Source organism: Streptomyces sp. MCA2, from assembly GCF_023544705.1.
Taxonomy (GTDB): Bacteria; Actinomycetota; Actinomycetes; order Streptomycetales; family Streptomycetaceae; genus Streptomyces; species Streptomyces decoyicus.
The window spans coordinates 85,282-109,571 of record NZ_JAMJFM010000005.1 but is presented as its reverse complement, the minus strand read 5'-3'; the positions used below and the strand labels follow the sequence as shown (position 1 = coordinate 109,571).

The window sequence follows — 24,290 nt, the reverse complement described above, 5'->3', positions numbered from 1 at the left end:
CACTCTTTGCAGTCGTACGGCCTCGTAGCGCTACTCGCAAGCGGTCAGTCGGCGGTGGCGACCACGTTCCGCAGGGGCTCGCCGGCCGCGAAAAGCGTCAACTGGTCGCGCAGCAGCCGCTTCGCGCGGGGCAGGAAGGCAGAGCTGGGGCCACCGACGTGTGGAGTGATGAGTACGCCGGGAGCGTGCCACAGCGGATGCCCCGGGGGCAGGGGTTCCGGATCGGTGACATCGAGTGCGGCGCGCAGCCGTCCGGATTCCAGTTCGGCAAGCAGCGCCTTGGTGTCGACGATCGCGCCGCGCGCGATGTTCACGAGCAGTGCGCCGTCCTTCATCCGCGCCAGGAAATCAGTTCCGACCAGGCCACGCGTCGTGTCGGTGAGTGGAGTTGCCAGCACGACCACGTCCGCGGCGGGCAGGAGGGCGGAAAGGTCGGAGAGTGGATGCACAGGACCGCGCACAGTGTCACGCGCGGTGCGCGCGACGCGCGCCACCCGCGCACATTCAAAAGGTGTGAGCCGGTCCTCGATGGCACTGCCAATCGAACCATAGCCCACAATGAGGACCGACTTGTCGGCGAGCGCCGGCCGGAAGCCGTGCCGCCACTCCCCCGCGTCCTGGCCCCGTACGAAGCCCGGGATATCGCGCAGCGCGGCCAGGATCAGGGTGAGCGCCAGCTCCGCGGTGCTGGCGTCGTGCAGCCCACGGGCGTTGCACAGTTGGGCACCGGCCGGCATCCGCTTCAGTCCGGGGAGCATGTGCTCGACACCGGCCGTGAGGGTCTGCACCACCCGTACCCGGCTCATCAGGGACAGCGGGCGCAGGCTGACCTCCGCGCCCTTCATGTAGGGGACGGCGTAGAAGGCGCACCGCGCGGGGTCGGCCGGGTAGTCGGGGCCGGCGTCCCAGTGGACGTACTGGAGACCGCCGGGGAGGCCCTCGATCTCGTCGGGCGGGATCGGGAGCCATACGTCGTTCGCTTTGGTGCGCTGGTCTGCGGTTGCCATGGCCGCAGGCTATGCGAAGAGACGTTCTGCTCAGACGTTAGTTTGGTCAGGCCCTTGACCGGGGGCGAGGGGACGGAGGCACAACCAGGTGGAGCGCAGGACAATCGGTGCGGCGGCTCTCGAAGTGGGCGCCATAGGGCTCGGCTGCATGCCGATGAGCTGGGGGTACACCGAGTCGCAGCGCAGCTTGGACAGCTCGCTGCGGGCCGTGCACACCGCACTGGACCGGGGGTGCAGCCTGCTGGACACCGCCGATATGTACGGCCCTTTCACCAACGAGCTGCTGGTGGGCCGGGTGCTCAAGGAGCGGCGCTCGGACGCGTTCGTGTCGACCAAGTGCGGGCTGCTGGTGGGCGAGCAGCACATCGTCGCCAACGGGCGGCCCGGCTACGTCAAGCGTGCCTGCGACGCCTCGCTGCGCCGGCTCCAGACCGACCGTATCGATCTCTACCAGCTGCACCGGGCCGATCCCGAGGTGCCCGTCGAGGAGACCTGGGGGGCGATGGCGGAGCTGGTGGCGGCGGGGAAGGTGCGGTCGCTGGGGCTGTGTGCGGTGGGTGCGCGGGCGGTACGGCCGGCCCGCGCGGCCCGCGCTGAGCGGCGACCGGCAGGCGGCAGGGGGCGCCCCCGCTCCCGGATGCACGACGGCACACTGGCCCAACTGGAGCGCATCCAGCAGGTGTTCCCGGTCAGCAGTGTGCAGGCGGAGCTGTCGGTGTGGTCGCCGGAGGCGCTGGAGGCCCTGCTGCCGTGGTGCGAGGCGCGGGGCGTCGGCTTCCTGGCCGCGATGCCGCTGGGAAACGGCTATCTGACCGGCACCCTCACTCCGGGGCAGGGCTTCGAGCCGGAGGACACACGGGCCCGCCACCCCCGCTTCACCGCCGAGATGATGGCGGCGAACCAGCCGGTGGTAGCCGGGCTGCGCCGGGTCGGCGCCCGGTACGGTGCGACGCCGGGGCAGGTGGCGCTGGCATGGGCGCTCGCGCAGGGCCGGCATGTGGTCCCGGTGCCGGGCACGAAGAAGGAACGCTGGGCCGCACAGAACGCCAAGGCCGCGGAGCTGACGCTCACACGCGAGGACCTGGCCGAGATCGCCGCGCTGCCGCCGGCGCGCGGGTCCTGGTACTGAGCCCGTCCTGCCGAGGCCGGCCTGCTGAGGTTGTCCTGCGGAGGTGGACGCACCGAGGCACGACGCCGACGTCCTGCGGTCGGCCCGGCGTGGTCCTCGGGGAGGCTGCGCGGCAGGGGCCCCCGGCGTACCGGGGTATCCGGCGCGCCAGGGACGCCCGGCGGATTCCCGCGGCGGCGCGGCGGCGGTCCGGCACCTCGTGGTCCCGCTCGCGACACGGTCGCACCGGCCGGATCATGGCTGGTGGGAGTGGTACCGGGACCGATGAGGCGCGGCGCGGCGGGGCCGCGATGTGGTGTTCTTGTCCACGCCCTGCCGACGAGAGGACCCTGCCGTGCAACGCCGTTCCCAGACCGCCGTGTTGGCCGCCGCTTCGCTGCTCCTGGCAGCGGGCTGTTCGTCCGGCGGCGCGCAGCCCCAGGGCGGGGCGAGTTCCGCACCGGCGAAGAGCCCCGGCGCCGGTGCCTCGGCGGGCGCCACACCGTCGTCCACCGCGCCGCCCGCCAAGGGCTCGGTGAAGGTGACCGGCACCCTGGCCACCGGCCTGAAGTCGCCGTGGGGCGTGGCGGTGCTGCCGGGCGGGGATCTGCTGGTCGCCTCCCGGGACACCGGGAAGATCGTCCGGGTCGCGGCGCACGGCGGGAAGATCACCGAGCTGGGGTCGGTGCCGGGCGTGGACCCTGGCGGCGAGGGCGGGCTGCTGGGGATCGCGGTGTCCTCGACGTTCGGTGCGGACCACCAGGTCTATGCGTACTTCACCACCGCGTCCGACAACCGCATCGCCCGTATGAACTACGACGAGAAGCGCCCGCCGGGCAATCAGCTGGGCGCGCCCGACACGCTCTTCAAGGGCATCCCCAAGGGCCGGATCCACAACGGCGGGCGGATCGCCTTCGGGCCGGACAAGATGCTCTACGCCGGCACGGGCGAGACCGGCGACACCGGGCTGGCCCAGGACAAGCAGTCCCTGGGCGGCAAGATCCTCCGGATGACGCCGGACGGCGAACCGGCGCACGGCAACCCCGAGGCGGATTCGGTGGTGTACGACTACGGCCACCGCAATGTGCAGGGGCTGGCCTGGGACGAGGACAAGCGCCTGTGGGCCTCGGAGTTCGGGCAGGACACCTGGGACGAGCTCAATGTCATCGAGCCGGGGAGGAACTACGGCTGGCCGAAGGCCGAGGGCAAGGCCAAGAGTGGCGCGGCGGGTTCCGGGTTCATGGACCCGGTCGAGGTGTGGAAGACCGCGGACGCCTCGCCCAGCGGCATCGCCTACGCCAAGGGCTCGGTCTGGATGGCTTCGCTGCGCGGCGAACGGCTGTGGCGGATCCCGCTGAACGGGACGAAGCCGGTGGCCGCTCCGCAGGCCTTTCTGAAGGACACCTACGGGCGGCTGCGGACCGTCGTGGCGGCCGACGACGGTGCGTTGTGGCTGGTCACCAGCAACACGGACGGGCGGGGCACCGCGCACAAGGGCGATGACCGGATTCTCCGTCTCCAGGTGAGCTGATCCGGCTGGTCCCCTTTTCGGGTGCGCTGCCTACACTCGGGGGCAGGGGACGGGTGCGCCTCAACCGAAGAGGGGGGCACGGCACCATGTTCAACATCGCGGAGGAACTGTTCGCGCCGGGGCGCAAGCACACCGACGAGGAGCGGCAGAAGATGTCGCTCGTCGTCGATGACGTGGGTGACGGCGATCCCGGGAAGGGCCCGATCGACCTCTCCTCGGGGACCGTCGTGGTCAGGGCACCCGGGCAGCGGCAGGACCGCGGCCGGGAGCAGGACCGAAGCCGGGAGCGGGACACGGAACGGTCCCAGGACCCGGAACAGACCCAGGGGCCGTCCGGGCCGGAGGACACGCCTTAGCCGGCAGTCCGCTAGCCGGGCGTCGGCTCGCCGAACAGGCGCAGGCGGTGTGCCACGGCGCCCGCCTCGCCGCGGCCGGAGACGCCCAGTTTGGCGAGGATGTTGGAGACATGGACGCTGGCGGTCTTCGGGGAGATGAACAGGGCGTCGGCTATCTGGCGGTTGCTGCGTCCGTCGGCGACCAGGCGCAGTACATCGCGTTCGCGCGGGGTCAGGCCGAGGGATGCGGCGCCGGCGGACGCGGGCTGTCCGGCGGCGCCCCGGCCGGCCGCGGCGGCTGCTTCCGTCGTGGCGGCAGGTATCAGGCCGGGCAGGGGTATGCGGGCGCGCTGGGCGAGGAGTTCGAGTTCCTCGGCGAGCGGGCGGGCGCCCATCGCCGTGGCGGCGGTGTGCGCCTGGGTGAGCAGGAGGACGGCGGTCTCGCGCGGGGTGCGGCCGTGCAGTCCGAGCGTGGCCCGTTCGCTGCCGTGGAGGAGTGATTCGGCCCAGCGGTAGCAGGCCCTGGCGAGCTCGTGCGGACGCTCCAGGGGCTCGAAGGCGGCGACCACCCCGGCCCAGGAGTCGGGGGTCTCGCGGCCCTCGGCACGGCGGAGTTCGGCGTCGACCGCGAGGCCGTGGGCCGTCCAGACCGGGCAGAGCCGGGGCAGCTTCTTGGCAACGTCCCGGATGCGGGCGAGGACCGCGCCCCGGCCCGGCTCGGCGGCAGGCAGTCCGCGGGCGTCCGCCTCGGCGGTGGCGGCCGACCAGAGCAGCGGCCAGGCGTAGCGCTGGGTGCCGGGCGGGAAGCCGGCGTCCAGGGCCTGCTGGAGGACGCTGCGGGCGTCGAGGATGCGGCCTTGATGGGCGGCGATCCGCAGGGCGTGCCGCGCCATGACGATGGCGTTCTGCGGCTGCGGGTCGTGGGTGCCGTAGTACTCCTGGGCGACGGCGAGTTCGCGTTCGGCGCCGGCGAAATCTCCCTCGTTCAGCGCGAGATCGGCGCGGCGGCTGGCGGTCAGCGCGATGGCACGGGGGTTTTGGACGAGGCGGCGGGCGTCCGCGACGGCCCGGCCCGCTTCCTCCCAGCGGCCCAGTGACTGGAGGGATTCGGCGCGGTTGCCCAGCACCCAGCTGGTGCTGTCCTTGAGGCCGTAGCGGGTGGTGAGTTCGACGCCCCGCTCGGTGACCTCGACGGCTTCGCGGGAGCGGCCGACGCCTTCCAGGGTGGACGGAAGGTTGATATGGCCGCGGGCGATGACGGCGAAGTAGCCGCGGTCGACGGCGCGGTCGAGGCACGTACGGAAGTCGGCGAGCCCCTCGTCGACCTCGCCGGAGTCGACCCGCAGCCAGGCCAGGGTCAGCCGGGAGTTGAGCTCGGCCTCTTCGTCGCCCACCAACCGGGCGAGTTCCACGGCACGTTCGGCCGTGGCGAAGGTTTCCGGTCCCGGCTCGTGCAGCACCGCCCAGCTGGCGACGGCGGCCAGCACCTCCGCGTGCACGGAGGAGGGGGGCAGGCCGCGCATCAGCTCCTGTGCGGTGCCCAGGTCCTCCCAGCCGTTGCCGCGGCCGGTGCCCTGGCAGAGCCGGGAGCGCTGCACCAGGAACCATGCCGTGCGCAGGGGGTCGCTCTCGCCGCGCAGCGAGCGCAGGGCGCGCTTGACGATCGTGAAGGCGCGTTCGTTGTCGCCGGAGAGCCGGGCGGCCACCGCGATCTCGGCGAGCAGGTCGAGGAAGCGCAGGGCGTCGCCGTCATGGCAGCCGCAGGCCGGGTACGCCTCGGCGTAGTCGACCGGGCGCACCCCTTGGCGGACCTCCATCGGGGCGTCGTCCCACAGCTCCAGGGCGCGGTCCAGCAGCCGCAGCTGCTCGGCGTAGGCATGGCGGCGGCGGGCCTGGACGGAGGCGGCGAGGACGGCGGGCAGCGCCTTGGCGGCGTCATGGGACTTGTACCAGTAGCTGGCCAGCCGGGCGGCGCAGACATCGGCGCGGACCAGTGCGGGGTTGGCCTCCAGGGCCTCGGCGTAGCGGCGGTTGACGCGGGTGCGCTCGCCGGGGAGCAGGTCGTCGACGACGGCCTCGCGGACGAGGGCGTGCCGGAAGCGGTAGCCCGTGCCGTCCTGGGTGGGTACGAGGGTGTTGCTGCCGACGGCGGCCCGCAGCGCCTCGATGAGGTCGTCCTCGGGCATCCGGCAGACGGCGGAGAGGAGTTCGTGCTCGACCGTGGAGCCGCCCTCGGCGGCCGTGCGCACCACGCGCTGGGTGTCCTCGGGGAGCGCCTCGACGCGCACCAGCAGCAGATCGCGCAGCGGGTCGCTGAGGCCGTGCAGAGCGCCGTCGGCGAGGCCGCGGGCCAGTTCCTCGACGAAGAAGGCGTTGCCCTCGGAGCGCTTGAAGACCCGGTCGACGGTGTCCTCCTCGGGAGCGCTGCCGTTGATCCCGGCGATCTGGGAGCGCACCTCCGCGCGGGTGAAGCGGGCCAGTTCGACGCGGCGGACCGTGCGCATCCGGTCGATCTCGGCGAGGAAGGGGCGCAGCGGGTGTCGGCGGTGGATGTCGTCCGAGCGGTACGTCGCCACCAGGAGGACGCCTGCGTCGTGCAGGGCCTTCAGGAGGTAGGCGAGCAGCTCGCGGGTGGAGCGGTCGGCCCAGTGGAGGTCCTCGATGACGATGACGAGGGTGCGGTGGGCGGCGAGGCGCTCCAGGAGACGGGCGGTCAGTTCGAAGAGGCGGGCGCGGCCGATCTCCTCGTCATGCGCCTCGCCGGGCGTCTCTCCCAATTCGGGCAGGATGCGGGCGAGTTCGCCCTCCTGGCCGGCGACGGCGGCGGCCAGCTCGTCGCGCAGATGCCAGTTGAGGGTGTGCAGGATCGCGGAGAACGGCGCGAAGGGAAGGCCCTCGGAGCCGATCTCGATGCAGCCGCCGAGCGCGACGAGCGCGCCGCGGGCGCGGGCGGCCTCGCTGAACTCCTCGATGAGGCGGGTCTTGCCGACCCCGGCCTCACCGCCGATCAGCAGGGCCTGGGGCTCGCCGGACGCCTCGATGCGGGCGAGCGCGTCCCCCAGCGCGGTGAGTTCGGCCGCGCGGCCGACGAACACGGGACTGACGGACCTGGTCTCCACGCCGGTGAGCATCGCACAGAGGTCTGACAATCCGGCAGTGGTTTCCGGTATGCGAAGCGCCCGGCCCGGTGCGGAGGGCACCTGGGGCCGGGCGGACGGCTGCGGGGCGGGCTGCGGGGCCGCCACCTGGGGCGTCATCGGAGTCTCGCGGCCAGGCGGTCAGGCGGTGGCGCGGCGTATCCGCAACCGCCGGCTCCGTGCACTCACCCGCCCTTCGGGTTCGTTCTCCCCGGATCGGGCGGTGCCACGGCGCCCGGCGTGCCCGGCCCCGGTGGCCTCGCGCACCAGGCGCTGCCGGTCGGCCTCGCGGCGCAGCTCTTCGTAGCGGATCCGGATCTCCAGCTCGGAGCGGTACATGTGGTTCTCCCCTGACGGCGGTGAGGTGGTGTCCCGACGGCTTGTCGATGTGCTCAAGCCTCGTCGCCAAGGGGGGTCCGCCACATCGGGAGAGTTCCCGATCTTTGGCCCCGGGCGGTGCTCAGAAACCCCGTGATGCCGCTCAGGGGTTCCTTAGGCACCGCCCGTGGCACCCGTACGGTGCTTAGAAAGCGGTCCGGGTGGCCTTACGGAGCCGCGGGGCCGCCGGCTCCCGCGGGGGCCTTGGGCACGGTGGGCATGCTCGCGAACAGGTCGAGGTACATGCCCGCGGAGATCAGGATCCCCAGTGCGCCGAGCGCCAGCCCGCCCCACGCGACGGCCCGCACCCAGGTGGCGCGCGAGCGGGTCAGCACCACCGCGGCGGCGATCACGGCGAGCAGTGCGAAGAAGCCGTTGACGAGGGCGCTGGTGTGCCAGGAGGCGCCGTAGACGGCGGAGATCTGCTCCGCGGCCTGGGCCTTGCCCGACTGGACCTTGATCTGGCCCATCAGGTTCGCCCGCTCGGCCAGCGTCGTGCCGAGCCAGGTGCCGGTGACGGATGCGAGGCCGAGCCCCGCGGCCACGACGGCACCGGCGCCGGCGGCGATGCCGGTGGCGGGCTGTGCGGTGGCGTACGTGTCGCGGTCGGGACGGTCGGAGCCGTCGTCCGCTTCGCGGTCACTGGCTTCGTCCTGCGCGGCGAGGGCGGCGTTGTCGTCGGCCTCCTCGTCGACCTTGGCGCCGGCCTTGCCGGCCGCCTCCGCCTCGGTGGTCTCCGGGATCGCAGCAGTCTCCTTGGCCCCCTGCGCCGGCACGGTCGTCTCGTCGTCGGTTCGGTTCTCGGTCGTCCTGGTCGTTCCCATGGGCGCGACCGTAGGTGCCGCGTCTGAGATTCGGATGAGAACCGCGGCAGCAGGCGGGCGAGAGCGGGCGACACGCCGTAGGCCGGCCCCTGAACCGGGCCGCGCCGACCCTCGTTTCTAGACCCCCACCAGCGGTTTCTCACCGTCCTGCGGTCCGGGCAGCCACGCCGCCGTGCCCGGTTCCGGCGGCGGCTCGATGCTGATCCGGGGCAGCCACCGGTCGAGCCAGGACGGCAGCCACCAGTTGGCGCCGCCCAGCAGGTGCATCAGGGCGGGCACCAGGAGCGTACGGAGCACGAAGGCGTCCAGGGCGACGGCGGACGCCAGGCCGATGCCGAACATCGCGATGATCCGGTCTCCGCTGAGGATGAAGGCCCCGAACACCGCGATCATGATGACCGCCGCCGAGTTGATCACCCGGCTGGTCTCGGCGAGCCCGACCCGAACCGCACGGCAGTTGTTGCGCGTCAGCTGCCACTCCTCGTACATCCGGGAGACCAGGAACACCTGGTAGTCCATGGACAGGCCGAAGAGCACCGACACCATGATGACCGGCAGGAACGGTTCGATCGGCCCGGCACTGCCCAGCCCCAGCAGCTCACTGCCCCAGCCCCACTGGAAGATCGCGACGACGATCCCGAAGGACGAGGCGACCGCGGCGACGTTCATCAGTGCGGCCTTCAGCGGGATGCCGACGCTGCGGAAGGCGAGCAGTAGCAGGACCGAGCCGAGCGCGATGACGACGCCGATGAAGAGCGGCAGCTTGCCGACGATGACGGACGCGAAGTCGTCGTAACTGGCGGTGATGCCGCCGACGTGCACCCGCAGCGTGCTCGCGCCCGCGGCCGCGGGCAGCACGTCCGTACGCAGGTGTCGCACCAGGTCGGAGGTCTCCCGGGACTGCGGCGAGCTGGTGGTCACGACGGTGATCACGCCGATGCTGTGGCTGCCGTTGAAGTCGGGGGCGCTGACCTGGGCGACGCCGGGCGTGTCCCGCAGACGGTGCGGCAGCTTGCCGAAGGCGATCCGGTCCTTGGCGCCGTCCAGGGTGCCGACGAGCGTCAGCGGCCCGTTGAATCCGGGCCCGAAGCCGCTCCCGCGTCCGGCGCCGGGCCCGCCGCCCGCCAGCAGGTCGTACGCCTTGCGGGTGGTCGAGCCGGCCGGGTTGTTGCCCTGGTCGGAGGTGCCCAGGTGCAGGCCGAAGGCGGGCAGCGCCAGGGCGAGCATCAGGGCCGCGGCGACCGTTCCCAGCAGCTTGGGGTGCCGCTCGACGAACCCGGACCAGCGGGCGGCGATACCGGTGGGCCGGTCGGGACGCGGTCCCTGCTCGGCCAGCTGCCGGCGCTCGCGCCGGCTCAGCGCCCGCATCCCGATCAGTCCGAGCAGCGCCGGCAGCAGGGTGACGGCGGCGGCCACGGTCAGCACGACGGTCAGCGACGCGGCGAGGGCGACGCCGTTGAGGAAGCTCAGCCGCAGGATCAGCATGCCCAGCAGCGCGATGCAGACGGTGGCCCCGGCGAAGACGACCGCCCGCCCGGACACCGCGGCGGCGCGGACGGCGGCCTCGTCGACCGGCAGCCCCGCGCGCAGGCCCTTGCGGTGCCGGGTGACGATGAACAGCGCATAGTCGATGCCGACGCCGAGGCCGATCAGCATGCCGAGCATCGGGGCGAAGTCGGCGACGGTCATGGCGTGGCCGAGCAGGGTGATGCCGGCCGAGGCGGTGCCGACGGCGGCCAGCGCGGTGACGATCGGCAGGAAGGTAGCGGCGAGCGACCCGAAGGCGAGGAAGAGCACCACGGCCGCGGCACCGAGCCCGATGAGCTCCGGGAGCTGGGCGCGCGGCGCCTCGGTCAGCGCGATCCCGGCGCCGCCCAGCTCGACCTGGAGGCCGCGGCCGGACGCGTGCCGCGCGGTGTCGACGACCTTCTGGACCTGGGCGGGGTCCAGTTCGTCGGTGGAACGGCCGAAGAGCACGGAGGCGTAGGCGGTGTGCCCGTCCTTGCTGATCTGCCGCCCGTGCTGCCCGCTCCGCCCGTCGGACGGGTGTGCGCCGGACCCGCCGTAGGGGCTCCGCACCGCGGCGACGCCGGGCAGCTCGGCGATCTTCTCCAGGGTGTCCGTCATCGTCCTGCGGACCGCGGCGGAGCGCACCGTGGCGGAGTCCGTGTGCCACACGATGCTGTCGCTGTCCCCGGACTGCCCGGGGAAGGCCCGGTCCAGCAGGGCCGCCGCCCGCCCGGATTCGGTCCCGGGGACCTCGTAGTCGTTCGAGTACGCGGACCCCGTCACTCCCGCGGCGACGGCGACCCCCGTGAAGGCGGCGAGCCAGAGAACGATCACGACGATGCGGCGCCTGAGGCACCACCGAGCCAGAGCGGTCACGGACCTCGTCTGCTTCCCGGGTTGTGCGTCGATATCTCCCGGGAGCGGGTGGTGCCGAGCGCGGATGTACGGGGGACGGGGCGGCCCGCCGGATGCCCTGGTGGGAGCGGCGGGGTCCCCTCTTCGTGCAGGGTGTCAGCCCGGAGAGATCCTTTGAGGTGTTTGTGGACTTCCCCACAAAGAGTCGGGAATGGGGAGCTCGTCCCCTGTGCCTCTCCCGCCCCGTCCGCCGCGTCTCAGCCGGTGACCGACTCCTTGCCGTTCTCCACGTGTCCCATCAGCCGGCGGCGGAAGGACGTGTCCTCGCCGGCCGTGAGAGCGAGGTCGTACCAGCCGTGCGCGTCCGCGGCGGAATGGGCGACGGTGCGGACGCTGCCGGCCTTCACCTTCACCGTGCGCGGCGCGCTGTCCGTATACGCCAGTGGCCTGAGGGTGAAGGTGAGGTCGGTGCGGCTGTGGTTGGTGACGGTGAGATGGAGCTCCTGCCGCCCGGCGTCGATCCGCGTGCCGATCCCGACGGCCGCGGCGGCGCCCTGCCCCGTCCCGGCGAACTCCCGCCGGAAGCCGTTCGGCCCGGTCACCGTGAAGCGGTACCTGCCGTCCCTGACCGGCACCTCCCACTCCCCCTCGCCCCGCACGTCCCGGTGCTGCGGAGCGCCGAATTCCTTCGCGTACGGGTAGAGCGCCAGATGCACGGAGGCCTTTCCGTCGTTGCGTACGGCCAGCCGGAAGACCGAGGCGCCCGGGTCGAAGCCGCCGTCGGCGTCCGGCTGGTACGGCAGCGCCCTGGCCGGCCGGCCGCCGCGCTCCTGGCGGGGCAGCGCCTGCTCGGCCGGCGGCCGCGGCGACCAGCGCCCGCTGAACGCCGGGATCTCGCCGGGCCGCCGCACGGACGGCTGCCTGCGCCCGCGGGAGAAGTCGAAGGCGGCCGTGAGATCGCCGCACACGGTGCGCCGCCAGGCGCTGATGTTCGGCTCCTCGATCCCCGTCCAGCGCTCCAGGAAGCGGGTGATCGAGGTGTGGTCGAAGACCTGGGAGCAGGCGTAGCCGCCGACCGTCCAGGGCGAGATGACCAGCATCGGCACCCGTATGCCCAGACCGGTCGGCAAGCCGTCGCAGAACTCCCCGGCCGTGCCGGGCGGCGGGACCGGCGGCGGCACATGGTCGAAGAACCCGTCGTTCTCGTCGTACGTCAGGAAGAGCGCGGTGTGCCGCCAGACCTCCGGGTTCCGGCCGAGCGCGTCCAGCACCTTGTAGACGAGGGTGGCGCTCTCGACCGGCGAGGACGAGCCGGGGTGCTCGGAGTCCGCGGCGGACGGCACGATGTACGACACCTCGGGCAGCGTGCCGCCGGCGACATCGGCGGCGAACGCGGTCGCCGTGGAGTCCGGCTCACCGCGGCGCAGCGCCCGCTCGAACAGACTGCGTTCGGCGCGGCCGAGGCCCGCGACACCCTCCTCCAGCAGCCCCTCCAGCCGCTTGCGCCCGGCCGCGTCGGCGGCCGCCAGCTTCCCGTAGAAGCCGGTCATGTGCTGCACCCCGTCCACCTTGGCCAGGGCCTTCCTCGCGACCGCCTTGAAGCTCGTGTAGAACTCCAGGTTGTTGTCGGTGAAGTTGTCCCACTCCTGGTAGACCCGCCAGCTGCGGCCGGCCTTCTCCAGGCGCTCGGCGTAGGTGGTCCAGGTGTAGCCGGTGTGGGTGTCCTCCTCGTAGGCGTCGTTGCCCACCGCCCGCCTCCCGTTGGGCTCGTACCCCGTCCAGCCGCTCACCAGGTGGTTGCGGTTGGGGCTGGTGGAGGAGTGGATCGAGGAGTGGTAGGCGTCGCAGACCGTGAAGGTGTCCGCGAGCTCGTAGTGCAGCGGGACGTCCTGCCGGTCGTAGTGCGCCATGGTGGCGGCGGTCTTGGCGGTGACCCAGGTGTTCATCCAGCCGCCGTTCCACGCCACGGCCCCGCCGAACCAGCTGTGGTCCAGCGCGCCGATGTACTGGAGGTCCTTCTTCTGCGCCGCGGCCGCCTCGCGCACCGGGAAGGGCAGCACGGTCCCGAGGCCCAGCAGCCCCGGCTGCTCGTAGACGCTGCGGCCGCCGGGCAGCTCGACCGCATTGCGGTCGGCGTAGCCGCGTACGCCGCGCAGCATCCCGAAGTAGTGGTCAAAGGAACGGTTCTCCTGCATCAGGACGACGACGTGCCTGATGTCCTCGATCCCGCCGCCGCCCCGCGCCGGCCGTACCGCCTCGTCCGCCAGCGCCTGCTGCAACGACGGCGGCAGCAGCGATCCCGCCATCGCCGCGCCCGCCGCTGCCGCGCCCACTCCCAGTACGCGTCTACGAGATACCTCAGCTGCCACGCCCGACCTCCCAGTCGACGGTCCCTCAGCCGGTCAATGGTCCGTGCCCACTCCCTTGCGAGGGTGCGACGGGGACGCTAACGGACTGCCGTGACGGGCGACAGGTAGCCGGATGACAACTTCGGGAACGGCCGGCGCAGCCGCCTCTCCGGTCTCCGGATCGTGCCGACGCCCCACACCGGATCAGCCTGCATCAACAGGCATATGGGATGCTGCGGCCGCAGGCACATCCCTCGCGAATGTCACCAACTGCCGGAGGCCAGGGCAATCATGAAGCAGCGTCAGCTCGGCACACACGGGCCGAACGTCTCCGCGCTCGGCCTCGGCTGTATGGGGATGTCGACCTCGTACGGCATCCCGGACGACGCCGAGTCGCTCCGTACCCTCGACCGCGCCGCCGGACTCGGCGTCACGCTGCTGGACACCGCCGACGCCTACGGGCGGGGCGCCAACGAGGAGTTCCTCGGCCGCTGGCTGCGCAGCCGTACCGCCGCGCAGCGGGACGAGCTGGTGCTCTCCACCAAGTTCGGGCTGCGGCACGACGCCGCCACCGGCCGGGTGAACGAGGTGGACACCTCCGCCGCCTGGGTGCGCGAGGCGTGCCACGCCTCGCTGCGCCGCCTCGGCACGGACCGTATCGACCTCTTCTCCATGCACCGCCGCGACCCGGCCGTCCCCATCGAGGAGACGGTCGGTGCGATGGCCGGCCTCGTCGCCGCCGGCGCCGTACGCCACCTCGGCCTCAGCGAGGTGAGCCCGCAGACGCTGCGCCGGGCGCATGCCACGCATCCCATCAGCGCCGTACAGCTGGAGTACTCCCTCTTCACCCGCGACGTCGTGGAGGGCGAGATGCTGGCGACCTGCCGGGAGCTCGGCATCGGCATCGTCGCGTACTCGCCGCTCGGGCGCGGGATGCTGACGGGCGCGCTCGCCTCCCGCGACGACCTCACCGCCGAGGACGCCCGGCGCCGGTGGCCGCGGTTCGCCGAGGAGAACATCGACCGCAATCTGCGGCTCGTCCAGACCGTACGGACCACCACGGACTCCCTCGGCTGCACCCCGGCGCAGGCCGTCCTCGCCTGGCTGCTCGCCCAGGGCGAGGACATCGTGCCGATCCCCGGCACGAAGCGCCGTGGCTACCTGGAGGAGAACGCGGCGGCGGCCGGCATCGAACTCGGCCCCGAGCAGGTGGCCCGGCTCCGGGCAGCCGTACCCGACGGCGCCGTGTCCGGGGAGCGCTATCCGCTCGCCGCCCTGGAGCGGCTGGGCCACTGAGCGGGCAGGGGGCGGCCTTCGTACCGCGCCCGCCCGGAACGCCACCGCACCGCCACCCGCCCTCAGCCGTCCATCAACACCGGTGCCAGTTCCCGTAGTTGGCCGATACCCAGCCCGCGGTCCGCCGCCAGCGGCTGGATGGCCACATGGTCGGCGCCCGCGTCATGGTGCTCCTGTACGCGCCGCCGGACGGCGTCCACGTCCCCCCAGGCCACGATCGCGTCCACCAGCCGGTCGCTGCCACCGCCCGCGAAGTCCTCGTCCCCGAAGCCGAGGCGGCGCAGATTGCCGGTGTAGTTCGGCAGCTCCAGGTAGAAGCGCGTGTGGTGTTCACGGGCCAGCGCGCGGGCCGTCGCGGGATCGGACTCCAGCAGCACGGCCTGCTCGGGGGCGAGCAGCGGACCGGCGCCGAGGATCTCCCGGGCGCGGGCGGTGTGCTCCGGGGTGACGAAGTACGGGTGCGCACCGGCCGCCCGGTCCCTGGCCAGCTCCAGCATCTTCGGGCCGAGCGCCGCCAGCACCCGGGCGGGCGGCGGGTCGGCCGGCGTCCCGTCGTACGGCGCCGCGTCCATCGCGTCGAGATACGCGCGCACGGCCGCGAGCGGCTTGGCGTAGCTGTGACCGCGCGCCTCCACCAGTGGGGCGTGGCTCGCGCCCAGACCGAGCACGAAACGCCCGTCGTACGCCTCGGCCAGGGTCTGCGCGGCAGCGTGCGCGGCGGACGCGTCCCTGACCCAGATGTTGGCGATGCCGGTGGCGACCGTGATCCGCTCCGTGGCGGCCAGCAGCAGACCGGCCAGGCTCATCGACTCGGTGGCCGGCGTCTCACCGAACCACAGCGCGCCGTAACCCAGTTGCTCGATCTCGGCCGCGGCCCGACGCGCGACGGCGCCCGGCACCTGGCCGAGCCCCCCGTGCCAGACCCCGATCCGTCCGATCCGCGAAGCGAGAGCGTGCTGCGGCATCGTTCCTCCACTGACTGAGCGCTGTGAGCCCCCTTCGTATCCGGGACCCCGGGGGGACTTCTCCTTGATCACAGCACGACGGCGGGGGCCCGGCATTCCCCGGCCGGGGCCAATCGGGTGGGGGGACGACGAAGCGGCCGCCCCTCCGAAGAAGGACGGCCGCTCAGCGCTGCCGGATCGGCGGTGCGTCAGCCCTCGACGCCCAGCCGCTCCAGGATGAGCTCGCGCACGCGGGCCGCGTCCGCCTGGCCCCGCGTGGCCTTCATGACCGCGCCGACCAGGGCGCCGGCCGCGGCCACCTTGCCGCCGCGGATCTTGTCGGCGATGGCGGCGTTGGCCGCGATCGCCTCGTCGACGGCGGTGCCCAGGGCGCCCTCGTCGGAGACGACCCTCAGGCCGCGCTTCTCGACGACGGTGTCCGGGTCGCCCTCGCCGGCCAGCACGCCCTCGATGGTCTGGCGGGCCAGCTTGTCGTTGAGGGAGCCGTCGGCGACCAGCGCGGTCACCCGGGCGACCTGCTCGGGGGTGATCGGCAGGGCGGACAGGTCCACGCCGTCCTCGTTGGCGCGGCGGGCCAGCTCGCCCATCCACCACTTACGGGCCGAGGCGGAGTCCGCTCCGGCGTCGACGGTGGCGGTGATCAGGTCGACCGCGCCCGCGTTGAGGATCGACTGCATGTCGTGCTCGGAGATGCCCCACTCCTCGCGCAGCCGGTTGCGGCGGAGCCGCGGCAGCTCGGGGAGCGTGGCCCGCAGTTCCTCGACCCACTCGCGGGAGGGAGCCACCGGCACCAGGTCCGGCTCGGGGAAGTAGCGGTAGTCCTCGGCGTTGTCCTTGATGCGGCCGGCCGTGGTGGAGCCGTCCTCCTCGTGGAAGTGCCGGGTCTCCTGGATGATCGTGCCGCCGGACGAGAGCACCGCGGCGTGCCGCTGGATCTCGAACCGGGCCGCCCGCTCCACGGAGCGCAGGGAGTTGACGTTCTTGGTCTCCGAACGGGTGCCGAACTTCTCGGTGCCCTGGGGACGCAGCGACAGGTTCACGTCGCAGCGCATCTGGCCCTGCTCCATGCGGGCCTCGGAGACGCCCAGCGCCTTGATGAGTTCGCGCAGCTCGGCGACGTACGCCTTGGCGACCTCGGGGGCCCGCTCGCCCGCACCCTCGATGGGCTTGGTGACGATCTCGATGAGCGGGATACCGGCGCGGTTGTAGTCCAGGAGGGAGTGCCGGGCACCGTGGATACGGCCGGTGGCACCACCGATGTGGGTGGACTTGCCGGTGTCCTCCTCCATGTGGGCGCGCTCGATGTGCACCCGGAAGATCTCCCCGTCCTCCAGCTGTACGTCGAGGTAACCGTCGAAGGCGATCGGCTCGTCGTACTGGGAGGTCTGGAAGTTCTTGGGCATGTCCGGATAGAAGTAGTTCTTCCGGGCGAAGCGGCACCACTCGGCGATGGAGCAGTTCAGCGCCAGGCCGATCTTGATCGCGGACTCGACGCCGATCGCGTTGACGACGGGCAGCGAGCCGGGCAGGCCCAGGCAGGTGGGGCAGGTCTGCGCATTGGCGTCCGCGCCCAGGGTGGTGGAACACCCGCAGAACATCTTGGTCTTGGTGCCGAGCTCGACATGGACCTCCAGGCCCATGACGGGGTCGTACGTCGCGAGGGCGTCCTCGTACGACACCAGGTCAGTGACAGTCACGGTGAAACTTTCCCTCTCAGCCCAGCAGGACGTCGTCGTCGCCCAGGCGCTTCAGTTCGCGGTAGAGGATCGCCAGGCCGGTGACGATCGCCGCGGCCGAAACGGCGGCGTCGATCAGGCGGAGCGTGTCGTTCTCCTGACGGGCCAGCTTGGCCTGCTTCGCGACGCTGAGGGCGCCGAACGCGGTGCTGCCGATCGACAGATACAGGCCGCCCTTGGACTTCTTGAAGTTCTTGGCCTTCTTGGTCATGGCGCTCACAGTGCAGGTGCCTCCTCGAGCAGCGGGTGACCCCACTTGGCGGTGAACGCGGCCTCGACCGCGGCACCGACCTTGTAGAGCCGGTCGTCGGCCATGGCAGGAGCGATGATCTGCAGGCCCACCGGCATCCCGTCCTCGGGCGCCAGGCCGCAGGGCAGCGACATCGCCGCGTTGCCTGCCAGGTTGGTGGGGATCGTGCACAGGTCGGCGAGGTACATCGCCATCGGGTCGTCGGCGCGCTCGCCGATCGGGAAGGCGGTGGTCGGCGTGGTCGGCGAGACGATCACATCGACCTTTTCGAAGGCCTTCTCGAAGTCACGGGTGATCAGCGTCCGCACCTTCTGGGCGGAGCCGTAGTACGCGTCGTAGTAGCCGGAGCTGAGCGCGTACGTGCCGAGGATGATGCGGCGCTTGACCTCGTCGCCGAAGCCGGCCTCACGGGTCAGCGCGGTGACGTCCTCGGCGGACTTGGTGCCGTCGTCGCCGACCCGCAGGCCGTAGCGCATGGCGTCGAAGCGGGCCAGGTTGGAGGAGCACTCCGAGGGCGCGATCAGGTAGTACGCGGACAGCGCCAGGTCGAAGGACGGGCAGTCCAGCTCGACGATCTCGGCGCCCAGCTCCTTCATCAGCGCGACGGACTCGTCGAAGCGCTGGATAACACCGGCCTGGTAGCCCTCGCCGCGGAACTGCTTGACGACGCCGACGCGCATGCCCTCGACGCTGCCGTTGCGGGCCGCCTCGACGACCGCCGGGACCGGCGCGTCGATGGAGGTGGAGTCCAGCGGGTCGTGGCCGGCGATGGCCTCGTGCAGCAGCGCCGCGTCCAGGACCGTACGGGCACAGGGCCCGCCCTGGTCCAGGGAGGACGAGAAGGCCACCATGCCGTAGCGGGAGACGCCGCCGTAGGTGGGCTTGACGCCGACCGTGCCGGTGACGGAGGCGGGCTGGCGGATGGAACCGCCGGTGTCCGTGCCGATGGCGAGCGGGGCCTCGTAGGAGGCGAGCGCGGCGCTGGAGCCGCCGCCGGAGCCGCCGGGGATCTTGGTCAGGTCCCAGGGGTTGCCGGTCGGGCCGTAGGCGCTGTTCTCCGTGGAGGACCCCATGGCGAACTCGTCCATGTTGGTCTTGCCGAGGATGACGACGTCGGCGGCCTTGAGCTTCTTGGTCAGCGTCGCGTCGTACGGCGGGATCCAGCCTTCGAGGATCTTCGAGCCGACGGTGGTGGGAATGCCCTCCGTCGTGAAGATGTCCTTGAGCGCGAGCGGGACACCGGCCAGCGGGCCGAGCTTCTCGCCGCGGGCACGCTTCTCGTCCACGGCGCGGGCCTGGGCGAGTGCGCCCTCGCGGTCGACGTGCAGGAAGGCGTGCACCTTCTCGTCGACGGCCTCGATGCGCGCCAGGTGGGCCTCGGTCACCTCGACGGCGGTGACCTCGCCGGAGGCGATCTTCGCCGCGATCTCGGCGGCGGTGAGCTTGATCAGGTCTGCCATGGCCCTTGCTTCTTCGTTCGCTTCTCCGCCCGCGCGGCGCAGAGGTGCGGCTTTCGCGGTCGGGTGCGGCCCGGCGGCCGCGCGCGCGTCGCTCACGGTCACTCCTCCCCCAGGATCTGCGGCACCTTGAAACGCTGCTGCTCCTGGGCCGGGGCGCCGGAGAGCGCCTGCTCGGGGGTCAGCGACGGACGGACCTCGTCCGGCCGCATGACGTTGGTCAGGGGCAGCGGGTGGGAGGTCGGCGGTACGTCTTGGTCGGCGACCTCGGAGACGCGGGCGACCGCGCCGATGATGTCGTCGAGCTGTCCGGCGAAGTGGTCGAGCTCTTCTGCCTTCAGCTCCAGACGTGCCAGCCGGGCGAGGTGGGCGACCTCCTCGCGCGTGATGCCAGGCATGCAGCGATCCTCTGGTGTTCTGGGCGGAGTGTTCCGGGCGGAGAGTCCAGGCGGAGTCTTCTCGTCGAATGCTCCTGTGAACTTTTCCGGCCCAATCCTATGGCGTACGGAAGAGCTGCCGCGAAACCGTTTCGCCGGGGGCGGCCGTGAGCGTCGGGCGCGGGGCGTTTCCACGGTCCGCGCCGAGCGCTTCCGTGGACCGCACGGGACGGTGACAAGATCCGCGCCGAGGCGGTTCCAAGATCCACGCGGGACGGTTCCGAGATCCGTCCCGCGGGTGCCGGGGCCTGTCGGCCGGAGGGCGTCGGGCCCGTCGGCCGGAGGGTGTCGGGGCCCGTCAGGGGGACTCCGGCCCGGCGGGCTCATCGGCCTCTTCTGCCGCTTCTGCCGCTTCCGTCTCCTCCGCTTCCTCGGGCTCCTGCGCCTCCTCGGTCTCCTCCGCCGCCTCGGATAAGACGGGCTCGCCGGACACGTCGGCGGCTTCGTTCTCGCCGGACGCGTCGGGGGTGGCGCTCTCTCCGGACGCGTCGGAGGCGGCGCTCTCCCCGGACGCGTCGCTCTCGTCGGTCGGCCGGTGTTCGGCGGAACGGTCCGCTGTTGAGGGCGTCTGGGCGGGTTCTTCGGAGCGGGGACACGGGACGGCCGGTGGCCGGGTCAGTTCAAGACCTGTCCCGAAGGGCGCTCGGCGGCCTTCTCCGCCGCCAGGGCGGCCGTCTCCGATTCACGCTGCCAGCCGCGCTCGCCGCGGGCTCTGAGCCAGGCCGTGGTCTCGTCCGGTGGCATCGCGGCGGCCACCAGCCAGCCCTGTACGGCGTCGCAGCCTAGGTCGCGCAGCCGCTCCCAGGTCTCGTCGTCCTCGACGCCCTCGGCGACGACCAGCAGGCCGAGGGAGTGCGCGAGGTCGAGGGTGCAGCGGACGATCTCGGCGTCCTCGTTGTCGACGGCCAGCCGGGCCACGAAGGAGCGGTCGATCTTCAGCTCGCTCACCGGGAGCCGCCGCAGATGGACCAGGGAGGAGTAGCCGGTGCCGAAGTCGTCGAGGGACATCTTCACGCCGTGCGCGGTGAGCCCGGCGAGGGTGTCGGCGGCCCGCTGCGGGTCCTCCAGGAGGACGTGCTCGGTTATCTCCAGTTGGAGGGAGCCCGGTGGGACGCGGTGCCGGGCGAGCCGGGCCGCGACCGCTCCGGCGAAGCCCGGGGAGTGCACATCGCGCGGGGAGACATTGACGGCGACCGGCACCTCCAGGCCCATCGCGCGCCAGCGCGCCACCTGGGCGAGCGCGGTCTCGAGGACGTACTCGGTCAGCCGCGGCATCAGCCCGGAGGACTCGGCGATGGCGATGAATTCGTCCGGTGGCACCCGGCCGCGGTCCGGATGCACCCAGCGGACCAGCGCCTCCAGCCCGGCGACATGCCCGTCGAAGCCGACCTTGGGCTGGTAGTGCAGCTCGACGTCGCCGGCGTCCAGGGCGCGGCGCAGATCGCCCAACAGGCCCAGCCGGTCGGGGGTGTTGCCGTCCCGCTTGGCCTCGTAGAGCTCGACGCCGCTGCGGTCCCGCTTGGCCTGGTACATGGCCACATCGGCGCGCCGCAGCAGCCCTTCGGCGTCGAGGGCGTGGTCGGGGAAGACGGCGACCCCCGCGCTGGCTTCGAGCACGAGGGTCAGTCCGTCGAGGTCCAGCGGGGAGCCGAGGGCGGCGACGAGATTGCGGGCCACCCGCTGGGAGCTGGTGAGGGAGTCGGTGGTGGGCAGCAGGACGGCGAACTCGTCACCGCCGAGCCGGGCCGCCTCGGCGCCGCGCGGGAGGGCGTGCCGCAGGCGGTCGGCGATCTGTAGCAGCAGGCGGTCGCCGGCGAGGTGGCCGAGGGTGTCGTTGACGGAGCGGAAGCGGTCCAGGTCGATGAGGACCAGCGCCGAGCGGGAGCCGACGCGCTCGGCGTCGTCCAGCGCGGTCCAGGTGCGCTCCAGCAGCCATTGGCGGTTGGGCAGGCCGGTGAGCGGGTCGCGGAGCTGTTCCTCGGCGCGGGCGCGGGCGATCCACAGGGTGGAGTCCAGCGCGATGAGCGGGACCGCGAACAGCGGCAGCAGCAGGGGGGCGTGGAGGGCGCAGACGGCGATCAGCGGGGAGATGCCCAGCAGCGCGATGCCGACGAGTGCCTGGCGGAGTACGGCCGTTCGGGGGATGGCGGGCAGCTGGCCGGTGCGCGGGGTGAGGCTGACCCACAGGAGGCCGCGGCTGACGAAGAGGTAGCCGGCGGCGGTGACGACGACTTCGGGGAGGACGGAGAGATTCCAGGCCGGCGGGGCCCAGGGGTGGCGGACGCTGGAGACCACGCCGAACGCGGCGAGGCCGAGCGCCGCGGCGCCGATGCCGAGGATGTCCACGGCACCGTGCACCACGGCCTGCCGCCAGCGGTGCCGGCGGGCGGCGCCGACGAGGACGACGACGGAGAGGCTGACGAGGGTGGCGGGCACCCAGCCGTAGAGCAGCAGGACGGCGAGGGCCAAAGCGGCGCCGGAGCCCGTGCCGCCCCACCAGCGGTCCCGGCCGAGGGCGACCAGATGGCCGACGATGATGCCGGTGAGGATCGCCAGCGACCAGCCTATGGAACCGCCGGGGAACAGCGCGTCACCTTCGCCGAGGGTGACGATGACGCCCGTGGCGAGCGCGAGGCCCGCCACGGAGACGATGGTCGCGGGCAGCGCGGGCACGACGAGCCGCCGGAGCCGCGACGCCGGAGCGGCGCTGTCGGTCGGTTTCATTCCGATCCCTCTCACAGCCGGCTGTGCCCGCGCCACGGCAGGCGCACTCCTCAACAGTAGGCCGCAGAAGGCCGCCACGGGCAGCGATCGACGACGGTTGCCCGAATGCGACCCGGCGTCGCAGATCAATCTGGTATGCGCCGATGGGGTGACACCTCACTCCTCCTCAGGCGGAGTGACAGCTACCGCTCGCGCTGCGTCAGGACCCTGCTCCAGCAGCACCGCGAAGCCATCATCGTCCAGCACGGGGACCTTCAACTGCATGGCCTTGTCGTACTTCGAACCGGGGTTGTCGCCCACCACTACGAATCCGGTCTTCTTCGAAACAGAACCGGTCACCTTCGCTCCGAGGTTCTGGAGGGCCTCTTTCGCGCCATCTCTGGTGTGTGACTGAAGTGTGCCCGTTACGACGACGGTGACGCCTTCGAGGGGACGCGGGCCCTCCTCACCCGTTTGCTCCTCCTCCATCCGGACGCCGGCGGCCCGCCAGCTCTCGATGATCTGCTGGTGCCAGTCCACGGCGAACCACTGCTTCAACGAGGCGGCGATCGTGGCCCCGACGCCGTCGACGGCGGCCAGCTCCGTCTCGTCCGCGTCCCGGATCCGGTCGATCGAGCGGAACTCCCGCGCCAGCGCCTCGGCCGCCACCGGGCCCACATGCCGGATCGACAGGCCCGTGATGATCCGGGCCAGCGGGCGCTCCTTGGCGGCCTGGATGTTCTCCAGCATGGCCAGGGCGTTCTTCTTCGGCTCGCCCTTCTGGTTGGCGAAGAAGGTGACGACCTTCTCCTCGCCGGTCTTCGGGTCACGCTTGGGCAGACCGGAATCGGGGTCCAGGACATACGACTTGATGGGCAGCAGCTGTTCGATGGAGAGGCCGAAAAGATCGCCCTCGTCCTTCAGCGGCGGCTCCGCGGGCTCCAGCGGCTGGCTGAGCGCCGTCGCCGCGACATAGCCGAAGTTCTCGATGTCCAGGCATTTGCGGCCGGCCAGATAGAACAGCCGCTCACGGATCTGGGCGGGGCAGGCGCGGGCGTTGGGGCACCGCAGGTCGATATCGCCTTCCTTGGCGGGCTGGAGGGCCGTCCCGCACTCGGGGCACTCGGCCGGCATCACGAACTCCCGCTCGCTGCCGTCCCGCAGATCGACGACCGGGCCCAGGATCTCCGGAATGACGTCGCCGGCCTTGCGGATCACGACGGTGTCCCCGATGAAGACGCCCTTGGCCTTGACCACGTCCTGGTTGTGCAGGGTGGCGAACTCCACCTCGGACCCGGCCACCGTCACCGGCTCGACCACGGCATACGGGGTGACCCGTCCCGTACGGCCGACGCCGACCCGGATGTCGACGAGCTTGGTGTTGACCTCCTCCGGCGGGTACTTCCAGGCGATCGCCCAGCGCGGCGCCCGCGAGGTCGAGCCCAGCCGGCCCTGGAGGCGGATCTCGTCCAGCTTCACGACCACGCCGTCGATCTCGTGCTCGACGGCCGTACGGCGGGTCTCGGCGTCGCCGTAATGGGCGATGAACGCGCGCACCGCCTCCAGGGAATCGACGACCTGGTTGTGGGTGGCCGTCGGCAGGCCCCACTCCTTGAGCAGGTCGTAGGCCTCCGACTGCCGGTCGATCTCCAGGCCTTCGCGGGCGCCGACACCATGGACGACCATGTGCAGCGGCCGGCTGGCCGTGACCTTGGGATCCTTCTGGCGCAGCGAACCGGCCGCGGCGTTACGGGGGTTGGCGAACGGAGGCTTGCCCTCCGCCACCAGCCGCTCGTTGAGCTCCAGGAACTTCTCCATCGGGAAGTAGACCTCCCCGCGCACCTCGACCAGGTCCGGCACCCGGTCGCCCTTGAGGCGGTGCGGGATCTCGGCGATCGTCCGGACGTTGGGCGTGATGTCCTCGCCCGTACGGCCGTCGCCGCGGGTGGCGGCGCGGGTCAGCCGGCCCTGTTCGTAGGTGAGGTTGACGGCGAGGCCGTCGACCTTCAGCTCGCACAGGAAGTGGTAGCCGGCGCTCCTGGGGTCGCCGCCCAGCTCACCGGCGATCCGCTCGGCCCAGGCCGCCAACTCCTCGTTGTCGAAGGCGTTGTCGAGCGAGAGCATCCGTTCGCGGTGCTCGACCTCGGTGAACTCCGTGGCGTACGCCCCGGCGACCTTCTGGGTCGGGGAGTCCGGGGTGCGCAGCTCGGGGTGCTCGTCCTCCAGAGCCTCCAGGGAGCGCAGCAGCCTGTCGAACTCCGCGTCGCTGACGACCGGGGCATCCTTCACGTAATACCGGAAGCGATGCTCCTCGATCTGCTCAGCGAGCTGCGCGTGCTTCTCCCGCGCCGCTGCGGGCACCTCGGATTCCGCTGCGTGCTGTTCGCCAGCCACCGTTTTGTCCTCCCGTGGTC

The 24,290-nt window shown here is 72.0% G+C and carries 18 protein-coding genes; 4 read left to right on the top strand and 14 right to left on the bottom strand.

What is annotated here, in order from left to right:
* Positions 1-44: 44 nt before the first annotated feature.
* Positions 45-1,007 (bottom strand): 2-hydroxyacid dehydrogenase, encoded by a 963-nt coding sequence (locus M8I34_RS05895; protein WP_250048228.1) that lies wholly within the window; start codon positions 1,005-1,007, stop codon positions 45-47.
* Between the two features lie 88 nt (positions 1,008-1,095).
* Between M8I34_RS05895 and M8I34_RS05890 the strand changes: the two genes are divergently transcribed.
* The 3 genes from M8I34_RS05890 (at position 1,096) to M8I34_RS05880 (ending at position 4,002) form a co-directional block, all read left to right on the top strand.
* Positions 1,096-2,136 carry an aldo/keto reductase gene (locus M8I34_RS05890; RefSeq protein WP_250048227.1) on the top strand — a complete coding sequence of 347 codons (1,041 nt, stop codon included), beginning with the start codon at positions 1,096-1,098 and terminating at the stop codon, positions 2,134-2,136.
* Between the two features lie 334 nt (positions 2,137-2,470).
* The gene (locus M8I34_RS05885; RefSeq protein ID WP_250048226.1) at positions 2,471-3,646 is read left to right on the top strand and encodes a PQQ-dependent sugar dehydrogenase; all 1,176 of its coding nucleotides are present in this window, start codon (positions 2,471-2,473) and stop codon (positions 3,644-3,646) included.
* Between the two features lie 86 nt (positions 3,647-3,732).
* Positions 3,733-4,002, top strand: coding sequence for a DUF6191 domain-containing protein (locus M8I34_RS05880; RefSeq protein ID WP_244418575.1), 270 nt, complete (start codon positions 3,733-3,735; stop codon positions 4,000-4,002).
* A gap of 11 nt (positions 4,003-4,013) precedes the next feature.
* Here the strand turns inward: M8I34_RS05880 and M8I34_RS05875 are convergent, their stop codons facing one another.
* The 5 genes from M8I34_RS05875 to M8I34_RS05855 all read right to left on the bottom strand — a co-directional run bounded on the left by M8I34_RS05875 (position 4,014) and on the right by M8I34_RS05855 (position 13,053).
* Positions 4,014-7,112 carry a helix-turn-helix transcriptional regulator gene (locus tag M8I34_RS05875; RefSeq protein ID WP_250048294.1) on the bottom strand — a complete coding sequence of 1,033 codons (3,099 nt, stop codon included), beginning with the start codon at positions 7,110-7,112 and terminating at the stop codon, positions 4,014-4,016.
* A 147-nt stretch (positions 7,113-7,259) separates the two neighbouring features.
* On the bottom strand, positions 7,260-7,457 hold the full coding sequence (locus M8I34_RS05870; RefSeq protein ID WP_244418576.1) for a hypothetical protein: 198 nt from the start codon (positions 7,455-7,457) through the stop codon (positions 7,260-7,262).
* Between the two features lie 206 nt (positions 7,458-7,663).
* Positions 7,664-8,320, bottom strand: coding sequence for a hypothetical protein (locus M8I34_RS05865; RefSeq protein ID WP_250048225.1), 657 nt, complete (start codon positions 8,318-8,320; stop codon positions 7,664-7,666).
* Between the two features lie 117 nt (positions 8,321-8,437).
* The gene (locus tag M8I34_RS05860; protein WP_250048224.1) at positions 8,438-10,705 is read right to left on the bottom strand and encodes an MMPL family transporter; all 2,268 of its coding nucleotides are present in this window, start codon (positions 10,703-10,705) and stop codon (positions 8,438-8,440) included.
* Between the two features lie 236 nt (positions 10,706-10,941).
* The gene (locus M8I34_RS05855; RefSeq protein ID WP_250048223.1) at positions 10,942-13,053 is read right to left on the bottom strand and encodes a phosphocholine-specific phospholipase C; all 2,112 of its coding nucleotides are present in this window, start codon (positions 13,051-13,053) and stop codon (positions 10,942-10,944) included.
* A 270-nt stretch (positions 13,054-13,323) separates the two neighbouring features.
* Between M8I34_RS05855 and M8I34_RS05850 the strand changes: the two genes are divergently transcribed.
* Positions 13,324-14,328, top strand: a complete 1,005-nt coding sequence (locus M8I34_RS05850; protein ID WP_250048222.1) for an aldo/keto reductase — start codon at positions 13,324-13,326, stop codon at positions 14,326-14,328.
* Between the two features lie 62 nt (positions 14,329-14,390).
* Here M8I34_RS05850 and M8I34_RS05845 read toward each other — a convergent pair whose 3' ends face one another.
* The 8 genes from M8I34_RS05845 to ligA form a co-directional block, all read right to left on the bottom strand.
* Positions 14,391-15,293 (bottom strand): LLM class F420-dependent oxidoreductase, encoded by a 903-nt coding sequence (locus M8I34_RS05845; RefSeq protein WP_250048221.1) that lies wholly within the window; start codon positions 15,291-15,293, stop codon positions 14,391-14,393.
* Between the two features lie 188 nt (positions 15,294-15,481).
* Positions 15,482-16,990, bottom strand: coding sequence for an Asp-tRNA(Asn)/Glu-tRNA(Gln) amidotransferase subunit GatB (gene gatB / locus M8I34_RS05840; protein WP_250048220.1), 1,509 nt, complete (start codon positions 16,988-16,990; stop codon positions 15,482-15,484).
* Positions 16,991-17,006: 16 nt separating this feature from the next.
* Complete coding sequence (locus tag M8I34_RS05835; RefSeq protein ID WP_030087700.1) at positions 17,007-17,240, bottom strand: hypothetical protein; 234 nt, start codon at positions 17,238-17,240, stop codon at positions 17,007-17,009.
* Between the two features lie 5 nt (positions 17,241-17,245).
* Positions 17,246-18,739: an Asp-tRNA(Asn)/Glu-tRNA(Gln) amidotransferase subunit GatA gene (gatA, locus tag M8I34_RS05830; RefSeq protein ID WP_030982154.1), complete on the bottom strand. Its 1,494-nt coding sequence runs from the start codon at positions 18,737-18,739 to the stop codon at positions 17,246-17,248.
* A gap of 98 nt (positions 18,740-18,837) precedes the next feature.
* On the bottom strand, positions 18,838-19,134 hold the full coding sequence (gene gatC, locus M8I34_RS05825) for an Asp-tRNA(Asn)/Glu-tRNA(Gln) amidotransferase subunit GatC (protein ID WP_006602950.1): 297 nt from the start codon (positions 19,132-19,134) through the stop codon (positions 18,838-18,840).
* Between the two features lie 337 nt (positions 19,135-19,471).
* Positions 19,472-19,606 carry a hypothetical protein gene (locus M8I34_RS41215; RefSeq protein ID WP_284049990.1) on the bottom strand — a complete coding sequence of 45 codons (135 nt, stop codon included), beginning with the start codon at positions 19,604-19,606 and terminating at the stop codon, positions 19,472-19,474.
* A gap of 182 nt (positions 19,607-19,788) precedes the next feature.
* Positions 19,789-21,897 carry a bifunctional diguanylate cyclase/phosphodiesterase gene (locus M8I34_RS05820; RefSeq protein WP_053209788.1) on the bottom strand — a complete coding sequence of 703 codons (2,109 nt, stop codon included), beginning with the start codon at positions 21,895-21,897 and terminating at the stop codon, positions 19,789-19,791.
* 156 nt (positions 21,898-22,053) lie between these two features.
* Positions 22,054-24,270 (bottom strand): NAD-dependent DNA ligase LigA, encoded by a 2,217-nt coding sequence (gene ligA / locus M8I34_RS05815; protein WP_250048219.1) that lies wholly within the window; start codon positions 24,268-24,270, stop codon positions 22,054-22,056.
* Positions 24,271-24,290: the final 20 nt, after the last annotated feature.

Coding starts and splice junctions, on each gene's coding strand:
- M8I34_RS05895 (WP_250048228.1), bottom strand. CDS start 1,007: ATGGCAACCGCAGACCAGCGCACCAAAGCGAACGACGTATGGCTCCCG.
- M8I34_RS05880 (WP_244418575.1), top strand. CDS start 3,733: ATGTTCAACATCGCGGAGGAACTGTTCGCGCCGGGGCGCAAGCACACC.
- M8I34_RS05875 (WP_250048294.1), bottom strand. CDS start 7,112: ATGCTCACCGGCGTGGAGACCAGGTCCGTCAGTCCCGTGTTCGTCGGC.
- M8I34_RS05870 (WP_244418576.1), bottom strand. CDS start 7,457: ATGTACCGCTCCGAGCTGGAGATCCGGATCCGCTACGAAGAGCTGCGC.
- M8I34_RS05865 (WP_250048225.1), bottom strand. CDS start 8,320: ATGGGAACGACCAGGACGACCGAGAACCGAACCGACGACGAGACGACC.
- M8I34_RS05850 (WP_250048222.1), top strand. CDS start 13,324: ATGAAGCAGCGTCAGCTCGGCACACACGGGCCGAACGTCTCCGCGCTC.
- M8I34_RS05845 (WP_250048221.1), bottom strand. CDS start 15,293: ATGCCGCAGCACGCTCTCGCTTCGCGGATCGGACGGATCGGGGTCTGG.
- M8I34_RS05835 (WP_030087700.1), bottom strand. CDS start 17,240: ATGACCAAGAAGGCCAAGAACTTCAAGAAGTCCAAGGGCGGCCTGTAT.
- gatA (WP_030982154.1), bottom strand. CDS start 18,739: ATGGCAGACCTGATCAAGCTCACCGCCGCCGAGATCGCGGCGAAGATC.
- gatC (WP_006602950.1), bottom strand. CDS start 19,134: ATGCCTGGCATCACGCGCGAGGAGGTCGCCCACCTCGCCCGGCTGGCA.
- M8I34_RS05820 (WP_053209788.1), bottom strand. CDS start 21,897: ATGAAACCGACCGACAGCGCCGCTCCGGCGTCGCGGCTCCGGCGGCTC.